This window comes from Geodermatophilus sp. SYSU D01036 (genome assembly GCF_054050435.1).
The window spans coordinates 1-12,596 of sequence record NZ_JBJGZJ010000022.1 but is presented as its reverse complement, the minus strand read 5'-3'; the positions used below and the strand labels follow the sequence as shown (position 1 = coordinate 12,596).

Below are 12,596 nucleotides of genomic sequence, written 5' to 3'. Positions count from 1 at the left end.
CTCCGGGGCGAGGAACGGGAGGACGTCGGCGACGTCCCCGGGCCAGGTGGACTGCACGGGCAGCGGGGTGGCGGACACGGGCGCCAGTCTGCGGGACCCGGCGACGCCGTCGGGGTGCGGGCCGCCCCACCGAGGTGCACGCGGGGCCTGGACGCGATACGCAGGGCACATGAGCGCGGGGGCCGAACAGCTGCGGGCCGGGGCCCGGCGGGCGTGGGCGGAGTTGCGGCCGGTCCTCGCGGACGAAGCGGTCGCCGCCCTCGGCGAGGCGGAGGCCGACGCCTTCCTCGCCCGCGCCGACCTGGCGCTGTACGACGTCCACGAGCCGCTGGCGATCCTCTACGGGGACGCCGCCGACGACCTGTTCGCCCGCGGGTTGCGCGCCGCGCTCGCCGCGGCGGCCGAGCGCCCGGAGCGGCTGCGGCGGATCGACCGGCGGCGGGAGATCGACCCGGCGTGGTTCCAGCGCGCCCGGGTGCAGGGCTACGTCTGCTACGTCGACCGCTTCTGCGGCACGCTCGCCGAGCTGCCCGGCCGGCTCGGCCACCTCGCCGAGCTGGGCACCACCTACCTGCACCTCATGCCGCTGCTGCGACCGCGCGAGGGCGAGAACGACGGCGGCTACGCGGTGGCCGACTACCGCGCCGTCGACCCGCGGCTGGGCACCATGGCCGACCTCGAGGCGGTGGCGGCGGCACTGCACGAGCGGGAGATGGCGCTGTGCATCGACCTCGTGCTCAACCACACCGCCCGCGAGCACCCCTGGGCGCAGGGCTGGCTGGCCGGCGACCCCGCGTACGCCGGCTTCTACACCGCCTTCCCCGACCGGGAGATGCCCGACGCCTACGACGCGACGATCCCCGAGGTCTTCCCCGACCGGGCGCCGGGCTCGTTCAGCTGGGTGCCCGAGGCGCGCGGCGGCGCCGGCGGCTGGGTGTGGACGACGTTCTGGCCGTACCAGTGGGACCTCGACTACACCAACCCCGAGGTGACGCTGGCGATGGCCGGCGAGATCGCCTGGCTGGCCAACCGCGGCGTCGACGTCTTCCGCATGGACGCCGTCCCGTTCATGTGGAAGCGGCTGGGCACCAGCTGCCAGAACCAGCCCGAGGGGCACACCCTCCTGCAGCTGCTGCACGCGCTGACCCGGCTGGCCGCGCCGGGCGTGGTGTTCAAGGCCGAGGCGATCGTCTCCCCCGACGACCTGGTCGCCTACCTCGGCGGCCACGACCGCTACCGGCCCGAGTGCGAGCTGGCCTACCACAACTCCCTCATGGTGCTGCTGTGGAGCAGCCTGGCCACCCAGGACGTCCGGCTGGCCCGGCAGGCCCTGCGCCGGATGCGGCCGATCCCGCCCACCGCCACCTGGTGCACCTACGTCCGCGGCCACGACGACATCGGCTGGGCGGTCACCGACGAGGACGCCGCCGCGGTCGGGCTCGACGGGTTCGCCCACCGCCGGTTCCTCAACGACTTCTACGCCGGCCGCTTCCCCGGCTCGTTCGCCCGCGGGGCGCTGTTCCAGGAGAACGAGGCCACCGGTGACGCGCGGATCTCGGGGTCGGCGGCGTCCCTGTGCGGCATCGAGGACGCCCTCGACCGCGACGACCCGGTCGCCCTCGACGCCGGGGTGCGCCGGCTGCTGCTGCTCTACTCGGTCGCCTACGCCTTCGGCGGCGTCCCGCTGCTCTACATGGGCGACGAGCTCGCCCAGCGCAACGACGCCTCCTACCTGGCCGAGCCCGAGCGGGCGCCGGACAACCGCTGGATGCACCGCCCGCCCATGGACTGGGCGGCCGCGGCCCGCCGCGGCGACCCCACCACGGTGGAGGGCCGGGTGTGGGCCGGGATCCGCCGGCTCGGGGAGGTGCGCCGGTCGCTGCTGGCGCTGCGCGGCGGGGTGGAGTCGACGGTGGTCGACGTCGGCAACGACGCGGTGCTGGTCTGGCGGCGCAAGCACCCGCGCAGCGGCGCGTTCGTCGGGGTGGCCAACTTCTCGCCGCACCCGCAGCGGGTCGACGCCGACACCGTCACCGGGTTCGGCGCGTTCGCGCAGGTGCACGGCAGCGACGGTCCCCTGCCGGTCCGGGACGGCCTGCTGCTGGTCCCCGGCCTCGGCCACGCCTGGTTCGCCGAGCCCTGACCGGTGCGGACGACGTCAGCCGCGGAGGAACTCCGCGACCAGCGGCGCCAGGACCTCCGGCGCGACGACGTGGCCGGAGCCGGGGAGCACCCGCAGCGCGCCCGCCGGGAGGAGCTCCGCCACCCGCCGGGCCACCTCCTGCATGAACGGCGGGCTGTCGCCGCCGACCAGCACGAGGCCGGGCCGCGCCGCGCGGCGGGCGACGTCCTCGGGCACCGCGCCGCCGGTCTCGACGGAGTCGAGCACCGCGATCTCGTACGCCAGCGTCGGGGCGAGCGCGACCAGCTCCGCCCACCGCGGCGTCGACCGCACCGCGTCGACCACCTCCCCGGGCATGCCGGTGCCGCGGCACCACCGGTCCACCGCCTCGTCCCGCTCCCCGGCGGCCAGCAGGTCCAGGATCCCGGCCGCGAAGGTGCGGCTCTCGTCCCGGAGGGCGGGGTCGTCGGGGGCGAAGGGCGGGTCGTGGAGGACGAACCGGTCCACCGGCAGGCCCGCGGCGACGGCGCGCAGCGCCAGGGCGGCGCCGGAGGAGTGCCCGTACAGGGACGCGCGCCCGCCGACGGCGTCCACCAGCGCGGCGAGGTCCTCGACCTCCCGCTCGACCGCGTACGGCAGGGTGTCCCCGCTGTCGCCGCGGCCGCGCCGGTCGTACGCCACGGCCGTGGCGTGCTCGCCCAGCGCCCGGGCGGTGGGGCGCATCAGCGCGCGGTCGCAGGTCGCGCCGCACACCGTCACCAGCGGCGGCCCGGAGCCCCACACCTCGTAGGCGACGGGCGTCCCGTCCGCCGAGCGGACCGTCTCGTACGTCATGCCGGGGGGACCGGCGGACGGCGCACCACTCATCGGCACCACTGACCGGCACGACACGGAGGAGGACACGTGGCACGGATGGACCTGAGGGTGCGGCTGCTCGGCCGGCTGGCCGCGCGGGCGTCGGTCACGAGGATGGACGACGAGCGGCTGCGGAAGGCGCAGCAGCGGCGTGTGCCGCACAACCGGGTCACCGATCTGTTGCTCGGCGGCGTGGCCCCGGGGGTGCGGCTCGCCGACGGGACCGCGCGCGGCGAGGTCGGCAAGGTGCCGGTGCGCACGTACCGGCCGGAGTGGGCGACCGGCCCGCTGCCGCTGGTCGTCAACTTCCACGGCGGCGGCTGGGCGCTCGGGAACCTCGACTCCGCGGACTGGCTCTGCAGCTCCGTGTCGGCCACCGTCGGCGCCGTCGTCGTCTCGGTGGAGTACCGGCTCGCCCCGGGGCACCGCTGGCCGGCCGCGGCCGAGGACTGCCACGCCGCCCTGGCCGACGTCGTGGAGCGGGCCGCCGAGTTCGGCGCCGACCCCGATCGGGTCGCGGTCATGGGCGACAGCGCGGGCGGCAACCTGGCCGCCGTCGTCTGCCTGATGGCCCGCGAGCGCTCCGGCCCGCGGATCGCCCACCAGGGGCTGGTCTACCCCTCGGTCGACCTGACGATGAGCAGCCCGTCGATCGACGAGAACGCGCACGCGCCGATCCTCACCAGGGCCGACTGCCTCGTCTTCCGCGACCACTACCTCGGCGACCGCGACCCGCACCACCCGCACGCCTCGCCGCTGTACGCCACCGACCACGCGGGCCTCCCGCCGGCGCTGGTGCAGGTGGCCGAGCACGACCCCATCCGCGACGACGGCGTGCGCTACGCCGCGGTGCTCCGGGACGCGGGCGTGCCCGTCCGGCTGACCGAGTACGTCGGCATGCCGCACGGGTTCCTCGCCTTCCCGCGGCTGTGCCGGTCGGCGCCGCAGGCGCTGGCGGAGCTGTGCGCGGAGCAGGCGGCGGTGTTCAGCCGCTGACCACCCCCTCCGGGTGATGGGCCCGCGGGCCGGACCGGTCGATGCAGAGGAGGAGAACCCCTTCCCGAGCACGAGGGCGGCAGCATGGTCCGGTCGACGGCGCACCCGCGCCTGGCGGCGCTCGTCGTCGTCCTCGCCGCCGCCGGGACGCTGGCCACCACGCTCCTCGGGCCGTCCGGCGCCGCGCTCGCCTCCGACCTGACCCAGACGCTGGCCGCGCTCGCCGCCGGCGCCGCGACCGCGCGGTTCGCCGTCCGCAGCACCGGGCTGCGGCTGCGGCTGGCCTGGGCGCTGCTGGCCCTGGCCTGCTCGTCGTGGGGCGCCGGCCAGGCGTACTGGACCGTCCTCGCCGCCCGCGGCGAGTCGCCGTTCCCGTCGCTGGCCGACGTCGGGTTCCTCGGCTTCTGCCTGTTCGCCGTGCCGGCGCTGGTCCTGCACCCGGCCGGCGGCGGGCGGACCGGCCGCCTGCAGCGGCTCCTCGACGCGGTGATGACCACCGGCGCGGTCGGCCTGGTCAGCTGGCAGACGGCGCTGGGCGCGGTGCTGCGCGACGACGCCGGCCACCCCGTCGGCGCCCGGCTGCTGCTGGCCGCCTACCCGGTCACCGACGTCGTCCTGGTCGTGCTGGCCGTCCTGCTGGTCACCCGCACCCGCGGCGACCGGCGCCCGCTGAACCTGGTCGCGGCCGGCGTCAGCGCCCTGGCCGTCGCCGACAGCGCCTTCACCTACCTGTCCGCCACCGGCGCCTACGACGGCGGGACCGCCGACGTCGGCTGGACGGCCGCGTTCGCCCTGCTCGCCGTGGCCGGGCTGTGCCGCACCGGCCTCGCGGGCGCCGGTCCCGACGGCCGCACCGGCGGCGTCCGCGACACCGGCACCGCGGCGTCGCTGCTGCCCTACGTCCCGGTCGTGGCCGCGCTGGCCACCGCCCTGCTGCGCAGCCTCGCCGGCACGCCGCTGTCCCTCGGCGAGATGCTGGCCGCCACCGTGGTGATCGCCGCGCTCATGGTCCGGCAGTACGTGACCGTGCGGGAGAACGCGCGGCTGGCGGCCGACCTCGCCGCCCGCGAGGCGCAGCTGCGGCACCTGGCCTTCTCCGACCCGCTGACCGGGCTGGCCAACCGGTCGCTGTTCCTCGACCGGCTCGGGCACGCCCTGGCCCTGCACGCCCGGGACATGCGGCCGGTCGCCGTCGTCTTCCTCGACCTGGACGACTTCAAGGCGGTCAACGACACCCTCGGCCACGCCGCCGGTGACGAGCTGCTGCTGCGGGTCGCCGAGCGGCTCACCGGCGCGCTGCGCGGCGGCGACACGGTGGCCCGGCTCGGCGGCGACGAGTTCGCCGCGCTGCTCGAGGACGGCGGCGACCCGCTGGAGGCCGCCGCCCGCCTCACGGCGGCGATGGCCGTGCCGTTCGCCGTCGCCGGCCGCACCCGCGCCGTCGGCGCCAGCACCGGCGTGGTGGCGCTGACCGCCGGCGACGCCGCGGTGGGCGCCGACGAGCTCATGGCCCGCGCCGACGCGGCGATGTACGCCGCCAAGCGCACGGGCAAGGGCCGCGTCGTCCACCACGGCGCCGCCGCCTAGGCCCGCCCTCCCGACTGCGGCTCCGCCACTGCCGTCAGGGGTGCCCCGGCGGCTGCTCGGGCCGTCGCGCGATCGGAGAGCCCATGGCCCCTGTCGGTCCCCGGCCCCCCGGGAGGACCGTCGCGTCGGGACGACACGACGACTCAGGGGGCGATCGCTGTGCCACGGATGGGCGGACGAGCGGTCGTCATCGGGGCGAGCATGAGCGGGCTCCTCACCGCCAGGGTGCTCACCGAGGCGTTCGACCGGGTGACGGTGGTCGACCGGGACGTGCTGCCCGGCGAGCCTGCCGCACGGCGAGGCGTACCCCAGGGACGGCATCCCCACGGGCTGCTCGCCCGCGGCCGGGAGGTGCTGGAGGAGTTCTTCCCCGGCCTCACCGAGGAACTGGTGCAGCACGGAGCCGAGATCGGCGACATGCAGCGCGACGCCCGCTGGTACAACGACGGGCACCTGCTGTACCGGTCCCCGATCGGGATGCAGGGTCTCGCCATGAGCCGCCCGCTGGTGGAGGACCGGGTCCGGGCCCGCGTCCTGGACCTCCCCGGGGTCGAGGTGCTCGCGCCGGCGCAACTGCTCGACCTGACAGCGGTCGACGGGCGGGTGTCCGGGGTGCGGGTGCGTCGCTCCGATCCCGTCGCCAGGAGCACGGAGGAGGAGTCACTCCGCGCCGACCTGGTGGTCGATGCGACCGGGCGCGGATCGCACACCCCGTCCTGGCTCGAGTCGCACGGCTTCAGCCGGCCGACGGAGTCGCGGATCGACGTGGACGTCCGCTACACGACCTGGGTCGTCCCCCGGTACGACGACGACCTCGACGGCGACCGCGCCTGCCTCATCGGGGCCACCACCGCAGTCCCCCGGTTCGGCGCCGCCCTGGCGCTGGAGGGGGGACGCTGGATCGTCAGCGCGGGTGCCTACCGACCCGACGCCGCGCCGACGGACCTGGCGGGTTTCCGGACCTTTGCGGCCCGCCTGCCCGCACCGGAGGTCGCCCGGCTCATGGCGGACCGGGAACCGATCGAGGGCCCGCACGTGTACCACTTCGTCGGGAGCACGCGACGGCACTACGAGCGGTTGACCCGGTTCCCGGAGGGCCTGCTGGTCACCGGTGACGCCTTGAGCAGCTTCAACCCGGTCTACGGCCAGGGCATGACGGTGGCGGCCATGGAGGCCCTCGTCCTGCGGCAGCTGCTCGACGCCGGCGTCGACGACCTCGCCCGGCAGTTCTTCCGTCGCGCCGCGCGTCTCGTCGACGTTCCGTGGGACATCGCTGCCGGCAGTGACCTGCGGCAGCCCTCGGTCCGCGGACGGCGTTCGGCGAGAGTGCGCGTGGTCAACGCCTACGTCGCACGGGTCCAGGCCGCTGCTGCGGTCGACGCCGGGGTGGGCTCGGCGTTCCTCCGGGTGGCCAACCTGATCGACCGGCCCGAGTCGTTGCTGCGGCCGCGGCTCGCGGCCAGGGTGCTCCTGGCGCAGCGGCGCGCCGTCCAGGGCGCTGCACCCGTCGCCGACCGGCCGAGATCCGTCGTCGAGGTGCCCCGGCCACGTGAGGTGCCGGAGGGAGGGTCCGCCGAGGCCGGGGACGGAACCGCGCGTCCTGTCGGCGGCCGGGCCTGATCCCGGCGGCGAGTTCCCTGTCCCGTCGATCGCGAGTCCGCCTCGGGCCACCGTCCCTCAGTGGTCGCTGCAGCAGGCCCGCGGGGTCGGCGACTCGAACGGGCAGACCTCGCGGTCGTCCCACGCGTTCACGGTGAGCACGAGGACGCCGTCGCGGTACTCCGGGCGCACGTGCCCGCGGGTGCGCAGGACCAGGTCCGGGGCGTCGGTCACGCCGAGCAGGTCGACCGCCTCGATCGTGCACCGCGCGGTCAGCTCGGCCAGCGGGAACCGGTCGGGCAGGGCCTCCTGGCCGGGGAAGCGGACCAGCCGTCCGGAGGCCCGGTCCCGGTGCGCCCGGGCGACGCCGGCCGCGTGGTCGCCGTGCCGGGCGTCCCCGCCGAGCCGGACCTCGCCGTCGGCGTCGGCCAGCACGACCGTCTCACCGGGGCTGACCCAGCCGGCGACGGCGTCGGCCAGCCCGGCCGACCGAGGCGCGCGGAGGGTGCCGGCGTGGTGACCGCCCTCGGCCGACCGGACGACGTGCGTGGCGACCTCCGTGGCGCCGACCCGCCGGCCGAGGTCGAGCAGCCGGTGCTCGACCTCGGCCAGCGCGCTCCACGAGCTGCCGGTGTCGCCGCAGAGCGCGACCCAGCAGTCGCCGGAGGAGGACTCAGCCAACGGTGACGAACACCGGGTTGGAGTAGAACCACAGGTCGGTCCACGGGTCGCTGTTGCCGACCGGGTCCTGCCGCGGCTCGATGCTGCCGGGGGCGCTGACGTTGCCGTCGGTCCCCCGCAGCCGCAGGTAGAACGACCGGTCGACGCGGCGGATCACGTGGTTGATGACCACCTGGCCGTTGCCGCGGACCTCGAAGGACTCCGCGACGCGCGTCTCCGGGGCCGCCTGGGTGTCCCGGTCGGCGGCCGGGCCGGTGACCGGGCCGGTGATCAGGTCCACGCGGCGCAGCTGCGGCACGTCGCCGTGGGCGTTGGGCTGCCGCCGCTGGGTGATGCGGATCTGCACATGCACGTTCTCGCCGCGGTCCACCCGCACCTGCTCGCCGAGGGTCCCCGGCGCGTTGCCGCCGCCGTCGCCCCGGACGGTGACCTCCAGGCCGTCGATCAGGTCGCCGTGGACGACGAACGCCCGCCCGGCCCGCAGGCCGTCCATGACGGCGCCGTAGTCGCGGGCGGTCGACCCCACCCAGGTGCGCGAGTAGTAGCCGGGGAAGTAGTCGCCGCGGTCGACCTGCGGGGTGCCGCTGTCCACCGGGTCGCCGTACCGGCCGTCGGCGGCGAACCAGGCGCTGGTGTCCTGGCCGGCGGGCCGGACCAGCCGGTCGAGGTGGACGGAGTGCGAGTCGGAGTTGGCGGTGATCCACCACGGCCGGCCCTCGGCCAGCAGCGAGTCCCAGACCCCGCCGACCTTCGCCGTCATCCAGTCGAACCCGCCGAAGGTCCGGTAGGACTCGGGCGGGTAGCCCGGCCAGCTGTTGGCGTTCGGGGAGTTGCCGTAGAAGCCGCGCGCGTCACCCGGGCCCTGCGGGGTGGGGATGCCCGCCGCCTGGTGCCCGGGCGCGCCCTCGAAGCCGATCGCCACCCGCGGGTCGGCGTCGCGCCAGGCGCGGATCTCGTGCGGCGAGTCCAGGCCGTTGCGGGCCGGGTGGTTGGCGAGGAACAGCGCGTTCGGGGTGCGACCGGCGAGCATCTGCTGCCCCAGCCACCGGATGCCGGCGACGGCCTGCGCCTCGTTGGCCGGCGAGCTGGCGGAGGTGCTCCGGACCGCGCCGTCGAACTGGTTCTCGAACTCCTTGAGCACGGTGACCTCGTGGTCGCCCGGGGCGACGAAGACGGTGCCGTGCTCGGCGGCCGGGATGTTCCACTCCAGGCCCTGGAACACCAGCACGTCCCGGTGGGCCGTCCGGGCGGCGCGGACGTCGGGGTTGACCAGGTCGACGCCCAGGCGCGCGTGGGTGGCGGACCCGTGGTCGGTGACGACCAGCCAGTCCACGCCGTTGCGGCGGGCCTGCTCCACCTGGTCCCGCACGGTGTAGAGGCCGTCGGAGCTGTACTGCGTGTGGATGTGGTGGTCGCCGTTGAGCCAGGTGTACCCGCCGCCGCTGCCGCTGCCCGCACGGGGGGCGGCCTGCGCGGTCCGCGGTGCACCGGCCACCGTCGCGCCGACCGCCAGGCCGAGGACCCCGGCCGCCTGCAGGAACCGCCGGCGCGAGAGGTCGCCGGGCGCGAGGTCCTGGTCGGGGACCGAGACGTCGCTGTAGGGCGTCCAGGCGGCGGGCTCGTGGTCGTGGTCGTGGTGGTGGTCGTGGTGGTGGTCGTGGTGGTGGTCGTGGTGGTGGTGCGGACCGGACACGTCATCTCCTCGGGGAGCGGCGGCAGGAGGGGCCGGCCGCGGGGAGCGGTCCGGCCCCGGCCAGTACTCAGGACCGAGGTGACCGACGGGTGGCCTCCCGGTGACACACCGTGGTGCCCGGCGTGACGTCTGCGCGCCGTCTGCGGGACGTGCGCGGGGATGCCAGGGTGGACGGGTGACCGACGTCCAGCACCGCGACGGCCGCCGCACGGCCGCCGTCCGCACCTACCAGGGGCACGGCATCCACGCGGCCCCCGGCGTGCACGAGTACGCCGCGGGCCTGGCCCGGACGCTGCTCCCCGACGGCGGGCGGGTGCTCGAGGTCGGCTCCGGCTGCGGCGCGCTGGCGCTGCGGCTGCGCGACGCGGGCGTCGACGTCGTCCCCACCGACCTCGATCCGCCGCACGACTGGATCGCCCGGCTCGACCTCGACGACCCGGACTGGACCGAGGAGACCCGCGGCCCGTTCGACCTGGTCGTGTGCGTGGAGACCCTCGAGCACGTGGAGAACCCGCGGCAGGTGCTGCGCTCGATCCGGGCCCTGCTGCGCCCCGGCGGCCGGCTGCTGGTGAGCACGCCGAACGTCACGCACCCGCACTCGCGGCTGCTCACCCTGCTGCGCGGGGCCCCGTACATCTTCGGCCCGAGCCACTACCACTCCCCCGGCCACATCACCCTGCTGCCGGACTGGATGCTCACCGAGCACGTGCGGCTGGCCGGGTTCGACCGGATCGAGGTCACCACCGCCGGCGACACGCTCTACACCGGGCCGATGCGGCTGGCCTACCGCGTGGAGATGGCGGTCCTGCGGCTGCTGGGCATCCGGCAGCGGGCAACCTCCGGCGACGGCGTCTGCACCTTCGTCACCGCCGTCGCCGTCTAGCCACCGGAGCGGGTGCGCCGGGGCCGCGTCCCGGCGCACCGAACACGGCGTCAGCGCACCACGTCCAGGTCCCCGACACCCGCGCCCCGGAGGTCTCCCGTGTCCCTGGTGACGGTGCTGGCGACCGGCGGCACGATCGCGACCCGCGCCGACGCGAGCGGGGTGTCGACGGCACAGGACAGCGGGGCGGACCTGGTCGCCCGGCTGGCCGGGGACCTCGGCACCCGCCTGCGCGTCCGGGACGTGCTGCGGGTCGGCAGCTACCTCATGACGCTCGAGCGCATGCACGCCGTCGCGTCCGCGGTGGCCGGCGAGCTGGCCGACCCGGAGGTCGACGGGGTCGTCGTCACGCACGGCACGGACACGACCGAGGAGACGGCGTTCTTCCTCGACCTCGTCCACCGCGATCCGCGGCCGGTCGTGCTCACCGGCGCCCAGCGGCCGGCGGACGCTCCTGACAGCGACGGGCCGCGCAACCTCGCAGACGCGGTCACCGTCGCCGCGAGCCCGGCCGCCCGGGACCAGGGCGCCCTGATCGCCTTCGGCGGGCGGGTGTTCCCGGCACGGGGCACGCGCAAGGGCCACACGCTGGCGGCCGACACCTTCACCGCGCCGGACGCGGGTCCGCTGGGATGGGTCCGGGACAGCGCCCTCCTCCTCGAGCGCTCGGCCCGCCGCCCCGCTCCCCTCGACCTCGCCCGCGTCGATCCGGCGGGTGTCCGCGTCGACGTCGTCGCCTGCCACCCGGACGCCGACGCCACGGCGCTGCACGCGTTCGCGGCGGCCGGCGCCCGGGGGATCGTCCTGGAGGCCACCGGCGCCGGCAACGCCAACCCCGTCGTCTGCCGGGCCGTCCGCGAGCTCACCGACGCCGGCGTCGTCGTGGTCACCTCGACGCGGGTGGCGGCCGGCCCGGTCGCCGCCCTCTACGGCGACGGCGGCGGCACCGACCTGCTCGCCGCCGGGGCGCTCCCCGCCGGCCTGCTGCGCCCCTCCCAGGCGAGGGTGCTGCTGGCCGTCCTGCTGGGGCTGGACCGGGACCCGGACGCCGTCCGCGCCGGCTGGCGGGCCCGCACCGGCGGCTGACCGGCACCGGCGGCTGACCGGCACCGGCCGGCAGGAACGACCCGGCCGCAGGTCGCGGCCCGGGGGACCCGAGAGGAGAGGTCATGCCCAAGGAGATCCTCTGCGCGTTCGGCGTCGACGTCGACGCGGTGGGCGGCTGGCTGGGTTCCTACGGCGGCGAGGACTCGCCGGACGACATCTCGCGCGGCATCTTCGCCGGCGAGGTCGGCGTCCCGCGCATGCTCGAGCTCTTCCGCCGCAACGGGATGCCGAGCACGTGGTTCTGGCCGGGGCACTCCATCGAGACGTTCCCCGAGCAGTTCGACGCCTGTGTGGCCGCCGGGCACGAGATCGGCGTCCACGGCTACAGCCACGAGAACCCCATCGCCATGAGCCGCGAGCAGGAGTCCGCGGTGCTCGACCGCTGCATCGAGCTGATCGAGGAGCGGGCCGGCCGCCGTCCCACCGGCTACGTCGCCCCGTGGTGGGAGTTCTCCCCCGTCACCAACGAGCTGCTGCTCGAGCGCGGCATCAAGTACGACCACTCGCTGATGCACCGGGACTTCGAGCCCTACTACGTCCGGGTCGGCGACAGCTGGACGAAGATCGACTACTCGCAGCCGGCCGACACCTGGATGGAGCCGCTCGTCCGGGGCCGGGAGACCGACCTCGTCGAGATCCCGGCGAACTGGTACCTCGACGACCTCCCGCCGATGATGTTCGTCAAGGCCAGCCCGAACAGCCACGGGTTCGTCAGCCCCCGCCACCTCGGGGAGATGTGGCAGGACCAGTTCGACTGGGTCCACCGGGAGATGGACTACGCGGTGGTCACCTTCACCGTGCACCCCGACGTGTCCGGCCGGCCGCAGGTGCTCCTCATGCTCGAGCGCCTCATCGAGCACGTCAACGGCCACGAGGGCGTCCGCTGGACGACCTTCGACCAGATCGCCGACGACTTCGTGGCGCGCCGACCCCGCACGGCCTGACGGCCGGCTCCCCCACCCGCCGCCGGGGGGGGCCGCCCCCCCCCCCCCCCCCCCGCGGTGCCCCCGGCTGGGGGGGGGGGCGGGCGCGCCCGCGCCCGGCCACGGGCCCACCCCCCCACCCCGCCTAGG

10 protein-coding genes are annotated in these 12,596 nt (G+C 76.0%); 7 read left to right on the top strand and 3 right to left on the bottom strand.

Translation table 11 applies throughout. The annotated features are described in order from the left end of the window. Positions 1-169: 169 nt before the first annotated feature. A complete protein-coding gene (locus tag ACI8AR_RS18645) occupies positions 170-2,143 on the top strand; it encodes an alpha-amylase family protein (protein WP_457052318.1) in 1,974 nt (657 codons plus the stop codon). Between the two features lie 15 nt (positions 2,144-2,158). Here ACI8AR_RS18645 and ACI8AR_RS18640 read toward each other — a convergent pair whose 3' ends face one another. Beyond that, the gene (locus tag ACI8AR_RS18640) at positions 2,159-2,956 is read right to left on the bottom strand and encodes an alpha/beta fold hydrolase (protein WP_457052317.1); all 798 of its coding nucleotides are present in this window, start codon (positions 2,954-2,956) and stop codon (positions 2,159-2,161) included. Between the two features lie 78 nt (positions 2,957-3,034). Between ACI8AR_RS18640 and ACI8AR_RS18635 the strand changes: the two genes are divergently transcribed. From ACI8AR_RS18635 to ACI8AR_RS18625, 3 genes are all read left to right on the top strand, one after another. Then, positions 3,035-3,973, top strand: coding sequence for an alpha/beta hydrolase (locus ACI8AR_RS18635; RefSeq protein WP_457052372.1), 939 nt, complete (start codon positions 3,035-3,037; stop codon positions 3,971-3,973). 84 nt (positions 3,974-4,057) lie between these two features. Continuing rightward, positions 4,058-5,560 carry a diguanylate cyclase domain-containing protein gene (locus tag ACI8AR_RS18630; protein WP_457052316.1) on the top strand — a complete coding sequence of 501 codons (1,503 nt, stop codon included), beginning with the start codon at positions 4,058-4,060 and terminating at the stop codon, positions 5,558-5,560. A gap of 201 nt (positions 5,561-5,761) precedes the next feature. Beyond that, on the top strand, positions 5,762-7,180 hold the full coding sequence (locus tag ACI8AR_RS18625) for an NAD(P)/FAD-dependent oxidoreductase (RefSeq protein ID WP_457052315.1): 1,419 nt from the start codon (positions 5,762-5,764) through the stop codon (positions 7,178-7,180). 57 nt (positions 7,181-7,237) lie between these two features. On the opposite strand, the gene ACI8AR_RS18620 is transcribed toward ACI8AR_RS18625, so the two are convergent. Together ACI8AR_RS18620 and ACI8AR_RS18615 are read right to left on the bottom strand one after the other, a co-directional pair. Then, a complete protein-coding gene (locus ACI8AR_RS18620) occupies positions 7,238-7,840 on the bottom strand; it encodes a hypothetical protein (protein ID WP_457052314.1) in 603 nt (200 codons plus the stop codon). After that, positions 7,833-9,533 (bottom strand): PHP domain-containing protein, encoded by a 1,701-nt coding sequence (locus tag ACI8AR_RS18615; RefSeq protein ID WP_457052313.1) that lies wholly within the window; start codon positions 9,531-9,533, stop codon positions 7,833-7,835. The genes ACI8AR_RS18620 and ACI8AR_RS18615 overlap by 8 nt, the downstream gene beginning before the upstream one ends. A 175-nt stretch (positions 9,534-9,708) precedes the next feature. On the opposite strand from ACI8AR_RS18615, the gene ACI8AR_RS18610 reads away from it, so the two are divergent. The 3 genes from ACI8AR_RS18610 to ACI8AR_RS18600 all read left to right on the top strand — a co-directional run bounded on the left by ACI8AR_RS18610 (position 9,709) and on the right by ACI8AR_RS18600 (position 12,467). Then, on the top strand, positions 9,709-10,416 hold the full coding sequence (locus ACI8AR_RS18610) for a class I SAM-dependent methyltransferase (protein WP_457052312.1): 708 nt from the start codon (positions 9,709-9,711) through the stop codon (positions 10,414-10,416). A 99-nt stretch (positions 10,417-10,515) separates the two neighbouring features. Next, on the top strand, positions 10,516-11,502 hold the full coding sequence (locus ACI8AR_RS18605; RefSeq protein ID WP_457052311.1) for an asparaginase: 987 nt from the start codon (positions 10,516-10,518) through the stop codon (positions 11,500-11,502). Positions 11,503-11,585: 83 nt separating this feature from the next. Next, entirely contained in the window at positions 11,586-12,467 is an 882-nt protein-coding gene (locus ACI8AR_RS18600) for a polysaccharide deacetylase family protein (RefSeq protein ID WP_457052310.1), read from the top strand. The last annotated feature ends 129 nt before the right edge of the window (positions 12,468-12,596 follow it).

Bases quoted from the DNA above. Each gene is read 5' to 3' on its own strand.
- ACI8AR_RS18600 (WP_457052310.1), top strand. From the start codon at position 11,586: ATGCCCAAGGAGATCCTCTGCGCGTTCGGCGTCGACGTCGACGCGGTG.
- ACI8AR_RS18640 (WP_457052317.1), bottom strand. From the start codon at position 2,956: ATGACGTACGAGACGGTCCGCTCGGCGGACGGGACGCCCGTCGCCTAC.
- ACI8AR_RS18635 (WP_457052372.1), top strand. From the start codon at position 3,035: ATGGACCTGAGGGTGCGGCTGCTCGGCCGGCTGGCCGCGCGGGCGTCG.
- ACI8AR_RS18645 (WP_457052318.1), top strand. From the start codon at position 170: ATGAGCGCGGGGGCCGAACAGCTGCGGGCCGGGGCCCGGCGGGCGTGG.
- ACI8AR_RS18630 (WP_457052316.1), top strand. From the start codon at position 4,058: ATGGTCCGGTCGACGGCGCACCCGCGCCTGGCGGCGCTCGTCGTCGTC.
- ACI8AR_RS18625 (WP_457052315.1), top strand. From the start codon at position 5,762: ATGAGCGGGCTCCTCACCGCCAGGGTGCTCACCGAGGCGTTCGACCGG.